The 19,210-nt window shown below is 56.4% G+C and carries 22 protein-coding genes and 1 pseudogene; 7 read left to right on the top strand and 16 right to left on the bottom strand.

The window, feature by feature from the left end; translation table 11 throughout:
• Window positions 1-38: 38 nt before the first annotated feature.
• Genes H8K04_08495 through H8K04_08475 form a run of 5 tightly spaced genes read right to left on the bottom strand, consistent with a single transcriptional unit; the run spans window position 39 to window position 5,301 of the window.
• Window positions 39-689: a hypothetical protein gene (locus H8K04_08495; GenBank protein ID UVT17557.1), complete on the bottom strand. Its 651-nt coding sequence runs from the start codon at window positions 687-689 to the stop codon at window positions 39-41.
• A complete protein-coding gene (locus H8K04_08490) occupies window positions 686-1,966 on the bottom strand; it encodes a hypothetical protein (GenBank protein ID UVT17556.1) in 1,281 nt (426 codons plus the stop codon). Before H8K04_08490 ends, H8K04_08495 begins: the two co-directional genes overlap by 4 nt.
• Before the next feature lie 3 nt (window positions 1,967-1,969).
• The gene (locus H8K04_08485; protein ID UVT17555.1) at window positions 1,970-3,094 is read right to left on the bottom strand and encodes a hypothetical protein; all 1,125 of its coding nucleotides are present in this window, start codon (window positions 3,092-3,094) and stop codon (window positions 1,970-1,972) included.
• Between the two features lie 12 nt (window positions 3,095-3,106).
• The gene (locus H8K04_08480) at window positions 3,107-4,933 is read right to left on the bottom strand and encodes a glutamate mutase L (GenBank protein ID UVT17554.1); all 1,827 of its coding nucleotides are present in this window, start codon (window positions 4,931-4,933) and stop codon (window positions 3,107-3,109) included.
• Window positions 4,930-5,301 carry a hypothetical protein gene (locus H8K04_08475; protein ID UVT17553.1) on the bottom strand — a complete coding sequence of 124 codons (372 nt, stop codon included), beginning with the start codon at window positions 5,299-5,301 and terminating at the stop codon, window positions 4,930-4,932. The genes H8K04_08480 and H8K04_08475 overlap by 4 nt, the downstream gene beginning before the upstream one ends.
• Before the next feature lie 199 nt (window positions 5,302-5,500).
• Here H8K04_08475 and H8K04_08470 point away from each other — a divergent pair, with 199 nt between their 5' ends.
• The 4 genes from H8K04_08470 (at window position 5,501) to H8K04_08455 (ending at window position 7,076) form a co-directional block, all read left to right on the top strand.
• Window positions 5,501-5,779: a toxin gene (locus tag H8K04_08470; GenBank protein UVT17552.1), complete on the top strand. Its 279-nt coding sequence runs from the start codon at window positions 5,501-5,503 to the stop codon at window positions 5,777-5,779.
• On the top strand, window positions 5,780-6,106 hold the full coding sequence (locus tag H8K04_08465; GenBank protein UVT17551.1) for a hypothetical protein: 327 nt from the start codon (window positions 5,780-5,782) through the stop codon (window positions 6,104-6,106).
• 59 nt (window positions 6,107-6,165) lie between these two features.
• Window positions 6,166-6,363, top strand: a complete 198-nt coding sequence (locus H8K04_08460) for a hypothetical protein (GenBank protein ID UVT17550.1) — start codon at window positions 6,166-6,168, stop codon at window positions 6,361-6,363.
• A 530-nt stretch (window positions 6,364-6,893) separates the two neighbouring features.
• A complete protein-coding gene (locus tag H8K04_08455; GenBank protein ID UVT17549.1) occupies window positions 6,894-7,076 on the top strand; it encodes a hypothetical protein in 183 nt (60 codons plus the stop codon).
• Between the two features lie 64 nt (window positions 7,077-7,140).
• On the opposite strand, the pseudogene H8K04_08450 reads toward H8K04_08455, so the two are convergent.
• Window positions 7,141-7,299 (bottom strand): annotated as a pseudogene (locus tag H8K04_08450) (putative addiction module antidote protein).
• 209 nt (window positions 7,300-7,508) lie between these two features.
• Here H8K04_08450 and H8K04_08445 point away from each other — a divergent pair.
• From H8K04_08445 to H8K04_08435, 3 genes are all read left to right on the top strand, one after another.
• The gene (locus tag H8K04_08445; GenBank protein ID UVT17548.1) at window positions 7,509-7,769 is read left to right on the top strand and encodes a DUF4160 domain-containing protein; all 261 of its coding nucleotides are present in this window, start codon (window positions 7,509-7,511) and stop codon (window positions 7,767-7,769) included.
• 19 nt (window positions 7,770-7,788) lie between these two features.
• A complete protein-coding gene (locus tag H8K04_08440; GenBank protein UVT17547.1) occupies window positions 7,789-8,049 on the top strand; it encodes a DUF2442 domain-containing protein in 261 nt (86 codons plus the stop codon).
• Between the two features lie 171 nt (window positions 8,050-8,220).
• Window positions 8,221-8,436 carry a hypothetical protein gene (locus H8K04_08435; protein ID UVT17546.1) on the top strand — a complete coding sequence of 72 codons (216 nt, stop codon included), beginning with the start codon at window positions 8,221-8,223 and terminating at the stop codon, window positions 8,434-8,436.
• Window positions 8,437-8,679: 243 nt separating this feature from the next.
• Here H8K04_08435 and plsY read toward each other — a convergent pair whose 3' ends face one another.
• The 10 genes from plsY to lepA form a co-directional block, all read right to left on the bottom strand.
• Window positions 8,680-9,285, bottom strand: a complete 606-nt coding sequence (plsY, locus tag H8K04_08430) for a glycerol-3-phosphate 1-O-acyltransferase PlsY (protein UVT17545.1) — start codon at window positions 9,283-9,285, stop codon at window positions 8,680-8,682.
• Between the two features lie 55 nt (window positions 9,286-9,340).
• The gene (locus H8K04_08425; protein ID UVT17544.1) at window positions 9,341-10,213 is read right to left on the bottom strand and encodes a poly(3-hydroxybutyrate) depolymerase; all 873 of its coding nucleotides are present in this window, start codon (window positions 10,211-10,213) and stop codon (window positions 9,341-9,343) included.
• A 234-nt stretch (window positions 10,214-10,447) separates the two neighbouring features.
• Window positions 10,448-11,044 (bottom strand): CDP-diacylglycerol--glycerol-3-phosphate 3-phosphatidyltransferase, encoded by a 597-nt coding sequence (pgsA, locus tag H8K04_08420; protein ID UVT17543.1) that lies wholly within the window; start codon window positions 11,042-11,044, stop codon window positions 10,448-10,450.
• Between the two features lie 165 nt (window positions 11,045-11,209).
• On the bottom strand, window positions 11,210-12,175 hold the full coding sequence (locus tag H8K04_08415) for a KpsF/GutQ family sugar-phosphate isomerase (protein ID UVT17915.1): 966 nt from the start codon (window positions 12,173-12,175) through the stop codon (window positions 11,210-11,212).
• 32 nt (window positions 12,176-12,207) lie between these two features.
• A complete protein-coding gene (gene kdsA, locus H8K04_08410; GenBank protein UVT17542.1) occupies window positions 12,208-13,035 on the bottom strand; it encodes a 3-deoxy-8-phosphooctulonate synthase in 828 nt (275 codons plus the stop codon).
• Between the two features lie 9 nt (window positions 13,036-13,044).
• Window positions 13,045-14,646, bottom strand: coding sequence for a CTP synthase (locus tag H8K04_08405; protein UVT17541.1), 1,602 nt, complete (start codon window positions 14,644-14,646; stop codon window positions 13,045-13,047).
• Between the two features lie 34 nt (window positions 14,647-14,680).
• The gene (gene kdsB / locus H8K04_08400; protein UVT17540.1) at window positions 14,681-15,487 is read right to left on the bottom strand and encodes a 3-deoxy-manno-octulosonate cytidylyltransferase; all 807 of its coding nucleotides are present in this window, start codon (window positions 15,485-15,487) and stop codon (window positions 14,681-14,683) included.
• Window positions 15,480-16,544 (bottom strand): D-glycero-beta-D-manno-heptose-7-phosphate kinase, encoded by a 1,065-nt coding sequence (gene rfaE1, locus H8K04_08395; protein ID UVT17539.1) that lies wholly within the window; start codon window positions 16,542-16,544, stop codon window positions 15,480-15,482. The genes kdsB and rfaE1 overlap by 8 nt, the downstream gene beginning before the upstream one ends.
• Window positions 16,514-17,284, bottom strand: a complete 771-nt coding sequence (gene lepB, locus H8K04_08390) for a signal peptidase I (GenBank protein ID UVT17538.1) — start codon at window positions 17,282-17,284, stop codon at window positions 16,514-16,516. Before lepB ends, rfaE1 begins: the two co-directional genes overlap by 31 nt.
• Window positions 17,281-19,080 carry an elongation factor 4 gene (gene lepA, locus H8K04_08385; protein UVT17537.1) on the bottom strand — a complete coding sequence of 600 codons (1,800 nt, stop codon included), beginning with the start codon at window positions 19,078-19,080 and terminating at the stop codon, window positions 17,281-17,283. The genes lepB and lepA overlap by 4 nt, the downstream gene beginning before the upstream one ends.
• Window positions 19,081-19,210 lie beyond the last annotated feature (130 nt).

Raw genomic sequence — 19,210 nt, 5'->3', positions numbered from 1 at the left:
GGAGCCCGGTCGCGCGCAGCGGAAGGGTCCCACACTTCCTACTCCTTCCCTCCGCCAAGATACGACCGCTCCACGCCAAAGATAATCTTGAATGACAACGCAATAGCGCCGAGACTGACGCCGATCAGAATGGCCCGGCGTACGGAAGCATTGAGCACATTCAAAATCCATGAGGAAACGTCGCCGCTCAAGGGAATCAGATACTCACCCAGCGGCACACGTCCCATCATCACGATCACTGCCGCGACCAACAATACCGCCGCTTCCCGACTCCTGGCCCTGAACGAGCGATAGGCGGCCGATGCGATGAAGAAGGCCAATATGGCAAACATCGTCCCTTGCAGCGGCACCATCATATAGTTGTAGACCCAGCCGAATGCCGTCATGGCCCCATCGAGGCTTTCTTTGCCATTGGCCCACAGCCCGGCCGCGATCGTCCCGAGCATGGCGGCATACAGCACGAGGCTGTAGCCCCATCCGGCTTCCTTGCGCCCGATCTTGACCGCATGTTGATGGAACAGGCTGGTCACACCCAGGATCAACGCGAATCCTCCGATAATCTGCAGCCATTTCGTCGCGGAGGTGAGCATCTGCTCCGAGGCCGGATGCGGCACATAGTACTGCGCCGCAAACAGAAGACCCGTGATCATCGTGATAAGCAGAGGCAGTTGCCGACGGAGAAAGATCATTTCAGGTCCCTAAAGAGATCGAGGACAATCTGCGGCCAATGCGCGCCGGTGACGACTCCGACCGTCGCCAATACGGTTCCGACGGCGATCGCGCTGAGCACGACCGCTTTCCCGATGTCCTGTCCGCGCAGCGTGCCGACTTGGACCGGCTCCCTGGACAGATACGCGCTCGCGGCGTACAGCTCTTCGCCGATCAACGTGTAATCGCAGGTGGTCACGAAGAACGGGAGTTGGTGGTCGGCATCCGTTCCGGCGATTTGGATGGCGCCGGTGCTCGCGCCGGTTTCGGTGAGCAACAGCGACTCGGCAAAGTAATGGCCCATGAAGAAGTTTGCGGCGGGCTTCTTCCGCAGCATGATCCCGTCGACCGCCGCCGTGTAGCTGAACTGATCGGGTGTGATGAAAAAGTTCGCGTCTTCCTTGAAGAGATCGGGCTTTCCCGCCTCCAAATAGGCTTGTTTGGTGATTTCCTGGCAGACCGCCATCGTAATCGGCTCGCGATGGGGCACCATCAATTCCGTTTCATAGAGCGCAGCCCGCTTCGCCACCTTCCCGAGAATGACCGCAGCGGCAATCGTCGAAGGGTCGTGCAAGTCATGCGCGCCGGTCATATAGAGAATCGGCTTGCCCAACTCGGTTGCGCGCCCGATCGCTTCATCCACTGCGTCGAGCCCCGGAATACGACGCAAGAAGATCTCGTTCCGCTTTGCATAGCTGATCGTATAAAACACCAGCCCACAGAATGAGACGGCGATGATGAGATTATTCAGTTGATTCCAGTTGAACCAGTCCGGCGAAGGAGTCGCCACCGACACCGGGCTGAAAACCCGCTGATCGCCTTGGACAGCCGCCAATGCGACGGCATAGGCCGTGCCATCCGTCACGTCGATATTCTTTGCACTCTTGATGACGGCCTGGTGCCAGGTCTTCTCGGCCTTCCTTGTCCACCAAGCGGTTTTTGTGTCTTTGACGTATTTCGTATTGGCGGGGAATTCTGCGACGACCGTGAATGTCGTTGGATCGGCAGCAGGTGCTCTTGCAAGCAAGACCTGATAGCGGATGTCCGGACCATCTTTCGGCGTAGGAGCCCACTGAACGGTCAGGCTTCCTCCTCCGTCGTTCGGCGTGTCGAATACCTGCACATCTTGGGGAGCACTGATAGCTGTCTCAGCCGAGGTGCACGGTGGTTGCAAACTCGACACACAGAAAATCACGACCAGCAAAGGCCATGCGAAACGGCCCCAACCGCCTTCCACGAGATCCACTTCACGCCTCACGCTTCAGGCCCCCTCGATCACCTCGATATTCGTCCGCGGAATCACGACCCGCGTTCCATCGGCGAACTTCACTTCCAATACCCGCACCTCGCTCTCGGTAGGAATCTTGGTGAGATCGGACGGAAGCGCCGATACTTCCCCGATTCTGCCGAAGAGCGGATCGCGGATGATGCGGACCGGATCGCCAAGGCGAATCCCGTCGCGCCGGGTAACGGTCTCCATCCCAACCTTGTCTTCTACTTGTGGAATAATAATTTCCGGACGGATGACGCCGGCTCTGATCTGTGTGGCGCCCGAGATGGATGCCTTCCGGCCGACATGAGCGGAAAGCAGCTTAAAGGTCTTGGTCGCCATTGGAATCGTCCCGAACCCCTCCGTCAGGATCAGCGTAAATCCCACTTGTTCCGTTCCTGTAATGGCGACACCGAGATCATATCCCAACAGGGCACGCAGATCCTCATCATGAATCCCCCCCACGACCAATCCGGCCACACCGACGGCCTTGGCCTGCTTCAGGGCTTCGGCCGAAAGGAACGACCCTCCCACGACCACTTTGCCTTTCATACTCGAATTGAAATGTCCCGGCGACTGTGGTTCGTCCGGAGCTTTCACGCCCAGCACGATGTCGCCGAACGTCTCTCCACCGATGCCGAAGATCCCTTGCACCAATCCACATGTCGCTTCGACCACGACACCCTGCTGCGGAACCGTCTCCGAGATGATCCCATCCACATAGGCCAGCAGTTGTAGGACTCTGGGCGGTTCCCGCAAGAGCACTTGGCCTGTGATGGTCGACACAGACTCGACTATGCCCGCCACCGGCGATCGGATCTCCGTCTTGAACCACTTGATCAGGGGCTTGTTCTCGGCAAGAATCTCGTCTTTCTCAACGGCATCGCCTTCCTTCTTGATCAAATAGTCCTTGATCTCACCCGGGGCAATGCTGAGTTGATTGGCAAGATTGACCGGGAAGACTTTTCCCGGCAACTCTGCCTTGGCAACAACCTGATCTGACCGCACCCGCTCGCCGACGTTGACCAATACCTTACCCGGCAAGGGCAACATGCGCCGCCGATGGATCACCGTACGATCCGTAACAGTGAGGCCGGGTGTATAACTGTGAGCCATTTCCCTATGGTCCTAAACCGGGTAGAGATCGACTGCCTTGAACCATTTCGTCAGTGACGCGACCCGGGCTTGATGGTCAACCGGAAATCTGAGCGGTCGCCCACGGCCATCGAGCAAGAGTCCGACCACACCGCCATGGACCTCTCTCGTGAAAGCAGTCCCCGCTCCCGCACCCATGTTGACGCCTTTGGCAGGTTGAATCTTGATGGTTGCCTGTTTGCCGGAATCCAACGGATAGAGCCGCAGATCGCCGAATGTGAGTCGATCGTTGATGGTCTTTCCATCAGGCAACGTGATCTGATAGTCGGCACAGAGATCCCCGTCTTTCCCCTGTCCGATCGGCGCCACGCAGGTGCCCAGATAAATCATGCAATCTCGAACGAACACATCGGTTGCGGCCTTCTCATTGATCGTGGACAGCACGCCGAGATGCGGCATCATGAAAATGCTGTCGACCGACAACCTCGTGCAGCCCATCGGCTCGTAGGCATCGACCATCATCAGCATCGATTGGATCCGCCGCGGCGCATGGGACAGGATGCCGCCGCTGCCGACAATCAGATCCAGTTTCAACATATCGATCAGCGATTTACCGGACGCCTGCTGTTCGAAGACATCGGAGATCGTCCGCTCCTGTTGCACGCCCTTCAACCCCGTTGCCAGCGACTTATGATGAATCAAGGCCAACCGCAGAGCCTCGCGCGCGATCGCCTGCTCGATTTGCAATTCATCGAGTGTTTGGGGAATCGTGGTGGGCCGGATCATCTTGTTCTTGATGCGGTTACGAAGCGTCTGTTCATCGATCGTGAACGGCACCCATCGCATAATGTTCGCCAGTCCCGCTTCGGCGAGGACATTGGACACACTATAGGACATGCCGAGATTGGCACTGACCGTCCGGTTGAACACGCCGTCGAACACGGAAAAGACGTCGGTCGTTGCTCCGCCGATATCCACCCCGATCAGATTTAAATGTTCCCGCTGGGCGATCGTCTCCATGATGAGCCCGACTGCAGCGGGCGTCGGCATGATGGGAGCGCCGGCCATCTCGATGAGCTTCTTATAGCCCGGCGCCTGTTGCATGACGTGCTCAAGAAACAAGTCGTGAATCTTATTCCGCGCCGGCGCCAGGTTCTCTCGTTCCAAGACCGGACGGATGTTCTCTGTGACGACCAACGCCGATTTGTCTTCCAACGTCTTTTTGACTTGCGGTTGGGCTTCCTTGTTGCCCGCATAGATCAAGGGCAACTTATACGTCACACCGAACCGGGGCCGTGGTTCGGCTGCCGCGACATATTCGGCCATCTCCACCACGTGGGTCACCGCTCCTCCGTCGGTCCCACCCGACATCAGAATCATGTCCGGTCTCATGGAGCGGATGCGCTCGATCTTTTCGTGCGGCAACCGGCCGTCGTTTGAGGCCAACACATCGATCACGATCGCGCCGGCCCCCAACGCCGCACGCTGCGCGCTTTCGCCGGTCATGTTCTGTACCACGCCCGTCACCATCATCTGCAGCCCGCCGCCGGCGCTGCTGGTCGAGATATAAATGTCGACACCTGTCTTGTCGTCCCGGCAGGGCGTGATGATCTGATCGCCATCCAGAATTTTCCGGCCGGAGAGCTCCTCGATCTCAGCGATGGCGTTCAACACGCCGCGCGTTACGTCTTCGAACGGAGCTTCCACAGTCGTCGGCGCTTCGCCGCGATACGTCTGCCGATACTCGTCACCGACTTTTTCGATGAGAATGGCTTTGGTCGTGGTGCTGCCGCAATCGGTCGCCACGATTACATTGAGAGGGCGATCGATCTTTGGAGGGCTGGATGCGGAAGACGTCATTGAGCCGTTGCTCCCTTTGGAGCAGACTTGGCTTCAATGATGGAGATGAGGCGAGTCACCGTATCACGGCGCTCGAGCAATCGCGCAACCTGCTCGACTTCTTTCGTGTTGAAGGCACAATCAAGGATCGGGGTCAGGAAATGCAGTGCCTGGCTGCCCAGAAAATTCATCGGTCCCATGGACTCCAAGAACATCGTCGCCGGAGCCGCCATTCTCCGCTTGACGATCACCTCCGCGATCCGTTCCATCAACTGCACGTCTTCTATAGAGAGGGGCTGATTCTCAGGAGGAACGGCAAACGCATGGCGAAGCCCGGCTCCTATTTGAGCCAGCTTTCCCACCAGATTGTCATTGAAGCGCGATCGCATAAGTGCAGGCCGGACAAGGCAAACCTCGAACGGATCGCATTATATGAAGGGGGTAGAAGAGAGTCAATTCAATGGTGGAACTGCGAAATCAGTTCAAAAGTCGAGCTAGCCGCCAGCATGGCATCGTTTTCGAAGAAAATGTGACGAGTGTGGGTCTGCATGGTGATGACAAAAGGCACACATTGAGCTAGACTGGCGCATGAAGCCGTTTCGTTGGGGTCACGAGAAGAATGAGCAACTGAAAGCTGAGCGGAATATTTCCTTCGAGGAAATCGTCCTTGCCATTGAGGCCGATGGATTGCTCGATATCGTGGTACACTCCAACCTCGACAAATACCCTCGTCAACGAATGTTTGTTGTCGAGGTCGAGCGCTACGTCTATTTGGTTCCATTCGTGGAAGAAGCTGACCATTACTTTCTTAAAACGGTCATTCCGAACAGGAAGGCGACCCGTGACTACCTAAAGGGCGGTGTCTAAATGAGAAAACGTCGGCCATCGTATGAAGAACAGATTGCGAAGGAATATGAGGAAGGCCGGTTTAAGTCCGTTGCTCCCTCAAAAGCTGAACTCAAGCGTTTCAAAGAAACGGCCCGGGCGACATTCATCAAGAATCGGAGAGTCAATGTGAGATTATCCTCACCCGATTTGATGGATATTCAAACCCGTGCAGCCGAAGAAGGGGTGCCTTACCAAACACTCATTGCCAGCGTGCTACATAAGTTCGTGACAGGTCGATTCACAGAGAAATCATCGCGTCTCACAACGCGTTCGAGCGCGCGCGCCAAACGACGGCGTGCGGCATAGCACGAGTACACTGCTCGGATCAGACGTGGGTTCGGTAAAGAATCCCTCAATTCACCACTATGACACTCATTACCCGCGAAACTGTTGCTGAGAAGTTTGCCGAATATTTGCGACACGATTTGTCGTTGGACAGCCTGGTGGCCTGGGCAGAATCAGCACTGATGGACGGTGAATTCGATCCAGCTCATCTTGCGACCATTCGTGACATCGTGGCGAGGATCGGCGTCGCCGACGTACGCGCACTCGGCCTCACCTGAGACGACTCCGAGCACTCGCTCGCCCAGCTCGGTTATTCCGCACAACTCAGTATTGTCGCCCGGTAGTTTCGCCTGAAACCCTTTGGCGGCTGGCAAGGTAAAGACTTAATCGGAGGTGGGGACTACTTCGGCTGAGGCGCAGCGTCTACATCCCGTTGGTACTGCTCGTAAGAGACAGACGCGTTGGCCAGGCACCGGTTTCGTTCCTGTATATCATCAATCCTGAAGCACTGGTTCTCCTGCCAAGCCTGACCAGTCTTATACAGCTCTTTCGACGAGCACCCGGCCAGTGTTGCCAGGCTAAGCGCGAAAAGCCAGATGACGACAGCTTGCTTCATGCGTATTCCAACCTTGTTTCAGGAACCACAAGCGAGTTGCAGTATATGAACGGGGGACAAAGGGAGTCAATTCAATGGGACTAATTGGAGAAATGCCGCGTCCCCTTTGATCAAATGATCTTCGTCGGTGACGGCCTCACGGATGTTCCATGCTTCTCACTGATTCGAAAGAACGGAGGAATCGCGATAGGTGTGTTTGACCGCCACGAAAAAGACAAATGGGGACGTGCCTGGGGCTTTATTGAGGAGGGCCGCGTTTCAAACCTGGTTCCTGCCGATTTCAGTCAGGGCTCGGCCCTTTCGCTTTCGCTAATGATGGCCGGCGGGAACATGGCGCAGAAAATCAAATTGAATGCACAGACCTATCAAGGGTAACACGGCTACAAAGATGTTAACTTTTACTGTTTTCACGAGAGAGACCAGCGTCACGTGCAACCTAAGCCATCCCTTTAGCCCGTGCGATATCGCCTAAGGCCTTGGCGATAAATGCCGCATCGCCATCAGCCTCTTCGAGACATGCCTCTAGGTATGCCGCCATTTCCTCCGGTGTTTGAAGATGCTCGGCGACATCAAAGCGAGTTGTAGTCGTTCGTCCCATACGGCGCTCCGATAGATTACGCGCAAGCCGCAAGGTTGGCTTAATATCAGCTGTCGTGTCTGGCAAACCTCCGAAGAACGAGACAATTCTTGATAAATACCCGAAAGACTTATTAGGATAAACCGCCACAAAGAAAATATTGGCCGAAATACATTGGCCACTCGACTTTCTAGGTAGACTAAGGCAAGAAACTCCGATAGGACAACGGGATGCCAGCAATCTCAATATTTTTCGGAATCATAATCAGGATGTTCTACAATGAGCACGAGCCGATGCACTTTCATGCCGAATATCAGGGACAACGAGCCAAGTTTGATTTCACCGGTCGGATGATAGTCGGCTACATTGGTTCCAAGACAGCTCGACGACTGATCAGGCAGTGGGCGATAGCGCATGGAACAGAGCTCCGCGCTAACTGGCAGCGCATGAAGGCTGGCAAACCGCTCGAAATGATTGAGCCGTTACGATAATTGCGAGAGAGGAGACGTCATGAACAGGATCCCATGTGTGACCAAGGCTGAATATCGAGGCGGCTACAGGATTTGTGTGACATTCGATGATAACTCCGAGAAAACGATCGACTTCCGACGCTACTTAAAGGGACCAATTTTTGAGCCGTTGAAGAATATTAAGTATTTTCGTCGATTCTTTCTCGACGGCTGGACAGTCGCTTGGCCGAACGGTGCGGACATTGCGCCTGAGGAACTGTACGAGAGCGCAGACGTCGGCACTGAACGTGGAGCAGCCTGACCTCAAGGTCGAAACCGACGCCGACAAGTGGTGTGGCTCATTGGCAAAGCCTTACCCCTCGCTGTTCACTAACACTTACTTCTATATTCTTGTGGCCATCACGCACTGACCTTTGCTTCTTCATCCAGTATCCTGACCCCAACGGCAGGACGGATTCATGAGGAGACGCTCATGAAGAAACAACCGCGAACTAAGCTGATTCATGAAGGACGATATCTTGCCGAAGTCGACGTTGAACTATTGGTAACTGATGACGAGTGGTCTCCCTACCTATCGGTAGAAGACGCATACAAACTTGATGATGTGCGTGATGCGTTGAAAAATGGAGACACCGCAACAGCAGCACAATACGGTCGTGTGTTCTCCCTAACTCCCATCGCTGTTTAGCCCATTCCACACGGGTAGCCCCGCGCAACAGCCTTCCCAGCTTACTACTGCGCTATTTTCTTCACAGGCACTGTGTTGTTCTTTCTCTCAAAAGCAAGAAGGGAGCGGTCAGGTTGTCGTTCACTGTTCGCTCGCCTCCCCTCCCCACAAGGGCGGACGGGTTGAATCCAGAATTGCGCGCATCGAACGAGGTCCTTCTGAGGGCGCGCGTTCGGCGAGCAAGAAGGACAACCTGGCTGCTCCCTAATTCTTCCGTTGCCCCATCTTGCTTTCCGTCCCGTTCCACAACCGTTCAATATTGCCCTTGTGCTTGATCACGATGAGTCCGGTCACGAGCACAGCAAACGATAGGAAAGCGGTCGTTGGTCGGAGAAACACGGCGATAATAGGAAAGAGTCCAAATGCGGTGAGTGCGCCGCCGGAGGAGTAGCGCCACAGAACTACGGCTCCAATCCACGCCAGGAGCAGCAACAACCCGATCAGCGGCGCGACACCGAGAACGGAACCAAGTGCGGTCGCCACTCCCTTTCCACCTTTGAATCCTAGAAACGGGGAAAACAAGTGTCCGAGAAACGGCGCAAGGGCGACAACCAAAATGGCCCATTCATCCTGAAGCACTTGCGTCGCCGAGAAACCCATCACCCACCCCTTGCCCATATCACCGAGCAAGGTCAGGATACCGGGCTTCTTGCCTGACACACGCAGCACGTTCGTAAATCCGACATTCCTGCTGCCGACCGTACGTGGATCCGGCAGGCCCATCGCTTTGGAGATGACGACTCCAAACGGGACTGCGCCCAACAGATATCCGACGATGGCGAGACCTATGGTCAGCCCTGTGTGGTCCATCCAAACTCTCGGCGTTACCGCCTTGTCTCTAGCGACGAGCGCAAGCGTCGGCCTATCACTGAAACTTCTCCGGGTGCGTGAAGAATTCCAGCATGACTCGATTCAGATTGGGCCAATCGCGATGCCCACCGGCTCCTTCGCAGTAGAGTGTCGCGCCTCCCTGCGCACAGTGTTGATACGCACGACATCCGCCCTCGACCGCTTTCGCCTGGTTCAGATCGCAGCGATTGCAGCCCGCCCACCAAGCTGACGTTTGAGCTCCCCACCCGGGAAACAAACTGTCGTTCTTGCCGTGCAGGATCATGACCGGAATGGGATCTCGGCACTGAAATGATTCGAGATCTTTTCCAGTCCATCCTGCGGCGCTCGGCGCAATCGCGGCGGGAATCCTCTTCGTCTTATCGAGCACGGCAAGCGCCAGTGAAGCGGTGCCGCCATCCGAGTGTCCGGTCACAAACACTTTCTTCTCGTCGACACACCACTCCTTTGCCACCGAGCCGGGGATCGTCCCGGCTTGTTCAATCGCCGAAACATTCAACTGCCGGTGGTCGGCATAGACCACGATGAAGCCGGCGCGGGTGGCTGCTGTCGTGAGGCCTGTAAACCGCTCCGTCGCCCAACGACTTTGTCCGGCCGGAGCGTAAACCATAAGGAGAGGATGCGCAAAGGTCGCGTCATAGTTGGAGGGTGTCCGCACCATATACCGAATACCGTCAGTCGAAGCCTTGCCATCGGTTGCACCAACGAGACCAACTCGGGCGCCCGCTTCACATCGGAGCGCCGCCGGAGCGCTCGAATACGCATAGGCCTCTAATTGAGGAGGCGTTTCGTTCTCTGTACAGGCTGTGATGAGGAAGAAGAGACAGGTACAGACACCGATCTGTTGTGCGAGCGGCGCTCTCCGAACGGCCCGGCATTTCAAACCCATGTCAGGCCCGTCCCGGTGACAGTCAATCCGACGAGAACTGATGGAGGAGTCAAATCTAACGCATTACAGGATGTTCAAACGAGACATCCAGCAAGGCCGCAGCGAGTGAAGGGCCGAGGCATAGGCTTTCTCACCCACCCGCCCCGAGCAGCCGGAACTGCTCACTCCCGCCGGGGTATGTCGAGGGTCTGAACGATGCGAGAACGAAGCTGGGGTCTAGTTTCAACATCCTGACTACAATCCTTTAGCGACGACCTGCTTCCAGAAACTCCACACATACTGGCCGCCGGAGATATAGCCAAGCACCAGCGAGAGGTACAAGGTGACGGTGCCGGCCAAATGCAGATTGCCGAGTTCAGCCAGCCCTGTCCCTTCCAGAATCAGCATGATGATCGCCACCACTTGCAGGGCCATCTTGTATTTGCCGGTCGTCTCCGCGGCGATGATCATCCCTTCTCCGGCCGCAATAGCTCGGATTCCCGTGACCGCGACTTCCCGCGCGATGATCAGCAACACCACCAAGGCGCTGACCCGGTCCACGTTCATGAGGAGAATCAGGGCCGACAACACCAGGAGCTTGTCCGCGATGGGATCGAGCAGCTTGCCGAGCTTCGTCACTTGCCCGGTTCGTCTGGCGATAAAACCATCCAGCCAATCGGTCACCGCCGCGACGGTGAAGATGATGGCTGCCGCCAGCGACTGATCCGGCGTGGGATTGACGAAGAGAATGATGAAGGCCGGGATTAAGAGAATGCGGACGAGAGTTAACAGATTTGGCAGGTTGAGCGACTCCGCTCCGATCTCTCGCCACACTTCCAGAACACGGTTCATAATGCGCTTCGTCTCCTAACAAGCTGTCAAAACTCGGTACCCGCAGGATGGTCAAAAAGGCCGTTCAGCAAGGCCGCAGCGAGCGAAGAGGTGAGGCGTACGCTTCGGTACGTTGAGCCTCTGAGAGATGCGAGAACGCCGCTGGCGGTCTTTTTCACCATGCTGCTATACGATCCCGTTTTTGAGTAAATCGTGCAAATGTATCACGCCGCGAATCGCGCGACCATCCTCCGTCACGACCAGCGTCGTGATCGAAAAACGTTCCATCATCTCGACGGCTTTGGCCGCCAGTTCATCGGGTCCGATGGCTTTGGGGTTCTGCGTGGCCAATTCTCTCGCGGTCGTGTTGACCAAATCTGTCCCGCGTTGGATGAATCGCCGCAGGTCGCCGTCGGTAATCACACCGACCAGCGCTCCCTCCTGATCAACCACTGTCGTCATGCCGAGCTTTTTCGCCGTCATTTCCAGCATGGCCGCCATGCCACCGACCGAGGCTTGAACCATCGGAACCTCCGATTCGGTGTGCATGAGATCTTTCACCTTCACCAACAACCGCCGTCCCAAGGTGCCGCCGGGATGGAACCGCGCAAAGTCTTCTTCCTTGAATTCGCGTTTCTGCAGCAGCGCAATCGCCAGCGCGTCGCCCAAGGCCAGGGTCGCCGTCGTGCTGGCGGTCGGGGCCAATCCCATGGGGCACGCCTCCTCCTGCACCGAAACATCGAGCGCAACATCGGCGTTTTTCGCCAACGTCGAATTCATCCGGCCGGTGAGCGCGATCACCGGAATGCCCAGACGTTTTACATAGGGAAGCAATTGGAGCAATTCTTGCGTCTCGCCGCTGTTGGAAATCGCGACCAGCGCATCCCGCCTGGCCAACATACCGAGATCGCCGTGCACCCCTTCGGCGGGATGCAGAAAGAAGGACGAGGTGCCGGTGCTGGCAAGTGTCGCGGCAATTTTCTGCCCGATGAGGCCCGACTTCCCCATCCCGGACACCACGACCTTCCCCTTGCATTGAACGAGCACATCCACCGCTTTGGCGAACTTGGCATCCAGCCGATCGATCAGCGTTTGGACGGCCCGAGCTTCGATTTCCAGCACGCGCCGGCCATCGGCGAGACTGCCGAGCATTTTCTCGGTCTTCGATATTCGAGTGGGTGATTTCACGTTTTTGGCTTTGCCGCGTCGCATATACGCAGAACCCGCTCCAGCAAAGATTTCAGTTGATGCAACGGGACCATGTTCGGTCCATCCGACAGAGCTGCATCCGGATCTGGATGGACTTCCATGAAGAATCCGTCCACACCCGCTCCGGCCGCCGCGCAAGCCAATGGCTCGACAAATTCACGCTGGCCGCTGGATTTCGTCCCTCTACCACCCGGCAGCTGCACACTGTGTGTCGCATCGAAGACCACAGGATACCCGAAGTTCCTCAGGATAGGGAAAGATCGCATATCCACGACGAGATTGTTGTAGCCGAACGACGAGCCGCGTTCGGTCAGCACGATCCGCCGGTTGCCGCACTCCTCTATTTTCTTCACGGCATTGCCCATCTCAATCGGCGAGAGAAATTGGCCCTTTTTCACGTTCACGACCGTTCCGGTCTTGGCGGCGGCGATCAGCAAATCCGTCTGCCGACAGAGAAAGGCCGGAATTTGCAGCACATCCACAACCTTCCCGGCTTCCGTCGCCTGCTCTTCCGTGTGGACGTCGGTCAGGACCGGAAGCGTGAATTGGTCCTTCACTTTCTTGAGGATCGCCAGGCCCTTTTCGATGCCAGGCCCGCGAAACGACGTGATGGATGTGCGGTTGGCCTTATCGAATGACGACTTGAAGACGTATGGAATCCCCAACGACTTGGTGATCTCTGCAACACGGCCCGCCGTGTCCATGACCAGCTGCTCATTCTCGATCACGCAGGGGCCGGCAATGAGAAACGGCTGCTGCCCTTGACCGACTTTGAACGGACCGATATCGACGAGTTGTGCCATAGTCTGTAACTAATGGCCGAGCTTTCTGCGCAATGCCGCTCCGACGAATCCGCTAAAGAGCGGATGCGGGCGGTGCGGACGCGAACTGTACTCAGGATGAAACTGGGTGCCCAAGAACCAGGGATGATCTTTCAGCTCGATGATTTCGACCAGCCGGCCGTCCGGGGACACTCCGCTCAAGACCAGCCCCTTTGCGGTCAGCTGCTCACGATAGGCGTTGTTGAATTCATAGCGATGGCGGTGGCGTTCACGGACCTCGCTTACGCCGTACATCTTCTGGGCCAGCGTCCCCTCGCCGAGCTTGCAGACATACGATCCTAGTCGCATCGTTCCGCCCTTGTTGCTGACGGCATGCTGATCGGGCATCAAATGAATCACCGGGTGTGGTGACTGTTCGTCAAACTCGGCGCTGTTGGCGCCGGCCAGCCCGGCTACATTGCGGGCGAATTCGATGACGGCACACTGCATGCCCAGACACAGACCCAGGAACGGCACCTGACGTTCCCGCGCATACTTGATGGTTGTGACTTTCCCCTCGATCCCTCTCGTTCCGAACCCCCCGGGAATCAGGATACCGTCCGCCTCCCGCAAGATACGCTCCGTACCCAGCCGTTCGACATCCTCCGACTCGATCCAATTGATATTGACCTTGGTTTCATGGTCGATGCCGCCGTGAACCAGCGCTTCTCCCAGACTTTTGTAGCACTCTTTCAGCCCTACATATTTTCCCACCAGCGCGATGGAGATCTCGTGCTTCGGGCGCTTGATCTTCTGCACCATCGCATCCCACTCGCGAAGATTCGGTTGGCCGGTCTCCAAGTGCAGTTGACGGACGATCAGTTCATCCAATCCTTCTTTTCGAAACACGATCGGCACTTCATAGATCGTATCGACGTCTTTGGCGGTGATGACGGCATCTTTGTCCACGTTACAAAACATGGCAATCTTGCCCTTGAGCTCCGGGGGAATGTACCGGTCGGTCCGGCATAAGAGAATGTTGGGCTGAATACCGATTTCACGAAGCTTGTTGACGGAATGCTGCGTCGGCTTGGTCTTCAGTTCACCGGCCGTGCCGATGTACGGCACCAAGGTCAGGTGGACGTACAAGACGTTATCGCGCCCGACATCATACGGCATCTGCCTGATGGCCTCGAGAAACGGCAAACTCTCGATGTCGCCCACCGTGCCGCCGATCTCGACGATCGTGACATCGATGCCCTTGGAAATGCGCATGATCGCCTGCTTGATCTCATCCGTCACATGCGGCACGACTTGTACGGTCCCGCCGAGATAGTCTCCGCGGCGCTCTTTGGTGATGACCGAGTGATAGATCCGGCCGGTCGTGTAATTGCTTTCCTTGGTCAGCGACAGGGTCGTGAACCGTTCGTAATGTCCGAGATCGAGATCGGTCTCGGCTCCATCGTCGGTGACAAAGACTTCCCCGTGTTGATAAGGGTTCATCGTACCCGGATCGACGTTGATGTACGGGTCCAACTTGAGAAACGTGATCTTCAACCCTCGACTTTCGAGAAGATTCCCAATGGACGCGGAAGCCAGGCCCTTCCCAAGTGATGAGACCACTCCTCCGGTCACGAAAATAAACTTGTTCATGGTTGACCTCTCTTGGCCCTCGAACCGCTCTGTGTCAGCCCGGCCGCTGGGATACCACGCCTTGGCTCTTCAACTCACGCTTGAGCGCATCGAATTGCTGGAGCCGGTCCGCAACGTCAGGCACATCTTCCCGTCGATCCACCCGCAACGATGCGTGTTGGGTTTCCCACACCCGGATCGGAATGCCGTAATCCAGCGCGCGAAGTTGCTCAAGCTTTTCGGCGTCCTCCAAACGACTCGTCGGCAAGGCGGCCAGTCGGAGCAATGTTTCCTTCGCATAGATATACAGACCCAGATGGATATAATGAAGTCCTCCGATGACCCGCCTCTCCGCCTCATCACGGGCGAACGGGATCGGAGCCCGTGAAAAATACAGGGCATTCCCCCGGACATCCGTCACCACTTTGACCACACCGGGGTTGAGAAGATCCTCTGTCGGGTCCATCACTCGCTTCAACGTACCCACGCCGGCACCGCTGTCGATAAACGGCTCGATCAGATCCGTCAACAGTTCTGAGTTCAACGGGATTTCGTCACCCTGCAAGTTCAAGAAGTAGTCTCCGGCAAATATGCGCGCGACGGCCGCAACTCGGTCCGTCCCCGTCCGACATTCACTGGTGACAAGGATCGCACGCCCTCCAAACCGTTCAACGGCCTGTTTGATACGCTCGTCGTCGGTTGCGACCAACACATCAGAAACAGCCCGGCACGTGACCGCCCGTTCATAGACATGCTGAATCATCGGCTTGCCGTTCAACTCGACGAGCGGCTTGCCCGGAAAACGGGACGAGCCGTACCGAGCAGGAATCACCACCGTGACTGACCGTGACGCTCTATTCATCCCCAAACGCCTCAGACAACTGTTTTGGTGAGATGGTCGCGGTCCCGACCATTCCCACGACGATTCCGGCCGCGTAGTTCGCCATGATCGCTCCGGTCTTGATGCTGGCGCCGGCCGAAAGCGCCATCGCGAGGGTTCCGATAACCGTGTCTCCCGCTCCGGTGACGTCGTAGACTTGCCGGGCTTTGGTGGGCAAATGCCACGATGCCCCGTCCCCTTCGTACAGACTCATGCCTTTTTCCCCGCGCGTAATCAGGACCGACTGACAGCCGAGACGCTGCCGGATCATCGCTCCCGCTTCGTTGATCGTTTGATTGTCATCCCCGTGCATTCCCGACGCCTGAGTCGCCTCGAGGTGGTTGGGAGTAATGACGGTGACTCCTTTATAGTAGTTAAAATGCTCGACCTTCGGATCAACGATGACGGGAACTCTGCGCAATGACGCGAGGCGGGTGAGATCGGACATCAAGGCCGAGGAGATGACTCCTTTGGCATAGTCGGACACGACGATGCAGGACAACTCTCGAAGTTTCGATTCCACATGCCGGATTATCTTTCGGCGAAGGGTCGCTTTCAACTCGGTTCGACCCTCAATGTCATACCGCACGATCTGCTGGTTATGCGCAATCACACGACTTTTCCTGGTGGTGGGACGTTCACGGTCGATCACGACGCCGCCGAGTCCCCCCCGCGTGTGTCGCAGCTCTTTGAGCAACGATTTTCCGCTTTCATCGGTGCCGATTACGCCGCAGAGATGCGCCCTTCCTCCCAAAGCCAGAATATTGCTGTAGACGTTGGCCGCCCCGCCCAGCCGGAGGGACTCTGAATCGACGTGGACGACCGGGACCGGCGCTTCCGGAGAGATCCGGCTCACCCGCCCCATCACATAGTGATCGAGGATGAGATCGCCGACGACGAGCACCGATGCTTGTGGAAATCGTTGAAGATACTGTCGGAGCGCTTTGGGCGACGAACCTTCCTTCCCGTTGGATTCTTCCCTTGGGAAAGAGGTGCCGCTGCTCTTCTTCACTGAATGGCCTTGGCGAATCGTTCCCACCGGACCCACTCCGTCCAATTTCCCTGACCGTTCCAGGACCAATAGATACGGAACGCCTTCCCTCGAATCTTTTCTTCGCGCACATATCCCCAGAACCGACTGTCCAGACTTTGGTCGCGATTATCCCCCATCACGAAATAGGATTCTTCGGGTACCGTGACCGGCCCAAAATTATCACGAGGGTTGATGGTGCTGTCGATGATGCCGGGGTCGATTCGTTGTGTAAAAGCCTTGTCGTCGAGCGGTTGCCCGTTGACGAGCACGACTTTGTTCCGAAGCTGCACGGTATCCCCAGGCAGCCCCACAATGCGCTTGATGAAATCTTTTTCTTCATCTTCGGGAAAGCGGAACACGACGATATCGCCCCGTTGCGGCTTGCCGAACGTGACCACCGTCTGAGAGGTGTAACAATTGACCGGAGGGAAATTCCATTGCAGCTTGCAGTCCGTCGGCCACTGAAGACCATACGAAAGCTTGCTCACCAAGATGTGATCGCCGATCAGCAACGTCGGAATCATCGATCCGGATGGAATCTTGAATGCCTGTACGACGAACACGCGGATCGCGAATGCCAGCAGCATGGCCACGATAATGGCTTCCGCATACTCACGGACGATGGATTTGCGCTCCGTTCGGCCCGCGTTGTCTGCGAGTTTGGCTCCGGAAAGCGAAGCCTCCTCTCCTCCGCGCGGGGCTCCGGACAACTTTTCCGCATTCCTCTGATTCTGATCGAGGCTCATTCTTCTCCGACTCTCAAGATGGCCAAGAAGGCTTCCTGCGGAACCTCGACACTCCCGACCGCTTTCATACGCTTCTTTCCTTCCTTCTGCTTTTCGAGCAACTTCCGCTTGCGCGTGATGTCGCCGCCGTAGCACTTCGCCGTCACGTTCTTTTTCATCGCCCCAATCGTTTCGCGCGCAACAATCTTGTTGCCGATCGCCGCTTGTATGGCGATTTCAAACATCTGACGTGGGATCAGCTCCTTCATCTTTTCCGCAAGCTGACGCCCACGCTGATACGAGCGCTCCTTGTGCGTGATGAAGGACAGAGCATCGACCGCCTCGCCATTCAACAAGATATCGAGCTTGACGAGTTCGGATTCGCGATACCCGATCAGTTCATAGTCGAGCGAGGCATACCCCTGCGTGCGCGACTTGAGCTTATCGTAGAAGTCGAGAATCACTTCATTGAGCGGCAGCTCGTAGCTGATGACGACCCGCGTCGGATCGAGAAAGTGGATGTCCCGCTGAATGCCACGTCGCTCTTGGCACAGTTGGAGAATTGCGCCCATATACCGTTCGGGCGTGATCACAGTCGCCAGAATGAACGGCTCTTCAAATGTCGTGATGTTGGTTGGAGGGGGCAATTCAGACGGATTGTCAATCTCCAGCTTATCGCCTTTCGTCGTGGTCACATGATAGACCACGGTCGGCGCGGTGGTAATCAGCGTCAGGCCGTACTCCCGCTCCAACCGCTCCTGGATGATTTCCATGTGCAGCAAGCCCAGGAACCCGCAGCGAAACCCGAAGCCGAGCGCCAGCGAGGTTTCAGGCTCGTAGACGAACGAGGAGTCGTTCAACCGCAGTTTGACGAGCGCGTCCCGCAAATCCTCGTACTTCGCCGTGTCCGTTGAGTAGAGGCCGCAAAACACCAACGGCTTGACTTCTTTATATCCGGGGAACGGAGCGGCGGTGGGAGTGACGGCATCCGTCAACGTATCGCCGATTTTGACATCGGCGACTTCCCTCATATTGGCGCACAGGTATCCGGCTTCGCCCGTCAACAGCTCGGTCTTTTTCGTGCGTTTGGGGGTAAACTGGCCTACTTCCATCACTTCAAACATCCGGTCGTTCGACATCACCTTGATCTTCATTCCCGGTCGGACAGATCCATCCACGAGTCTGATCAGGACGATCACGCCCTGGTAATTGTCGAACCAGGAGTCGAAGATGAGCGCTTTGAAGGGGGCCTGCGGATCACCGGAGGGAGGAGGAACACGCGCAATGATCGCCTCCAAAACGGCCGGTACACCCTTGCCTTCCTTCGCACTGATGGGAATGGCGTCGGCGGCGTCCAGCTGCAAAACCTCCGAGATGGAATGTTTCGTTCCCTCGACGTCCGCGCTTGCCAAATCGATCTTGTTGATGACCGGAATAATGGCGAGGTTGTTGGCCATCGCCAAATTGACATTGGCGATCGTCTGCGCCTGCACACCTTGAGTGGCATCCACCAGCAACAGCGCTCCTTCACAAGCCGCTAAACTCCGGGAGACTTCATAGGTAAAGTCGACATGCCCCGGCGTATCGATCAAATGCAAGGCGTACGTCATCCCATCCTCGGCCTTGTACCGGATCGCCACTGCATGGGCCTTGATCGTAATGCCACGTTCCCGCTCGAGGTCCATGGCATCGAGGATCTGGTCTTTCGCCTCTCGAGCAGTGACTGCGCCAGTAGCTTCTAGGAACCGGTCAGCGAGGGTTGATTTGCCGTGATCGATATGAGCGATAATTGAAAAATTGCGTATAAGGCTTTGCAAATCCTAGCTCATTCGTGAAAATCGGTTCATTATAAATACTGCCTCCCAGGTTGTCAAAGTAATCGCCCGCCCTTATAATCACGCGCCGCGCGCGACGGTCGTCATCCGTCACACATCAACCGTGTTATGA

Source organism: Nitrospira sp., assembly GCA_024760525.1.
In the GTDB taxonomy this organism is placed as follows: Bacteria; Nitrospirota; Nitrospiria; order Nitrospirales; family Nitrospiraceae; genus Nitrospira_D.
The sequence above is the reverse complement of the archived record's forward strand: the minus strand, read 5'-3'. Positions and strand labels throughout refer to the sequence as shown.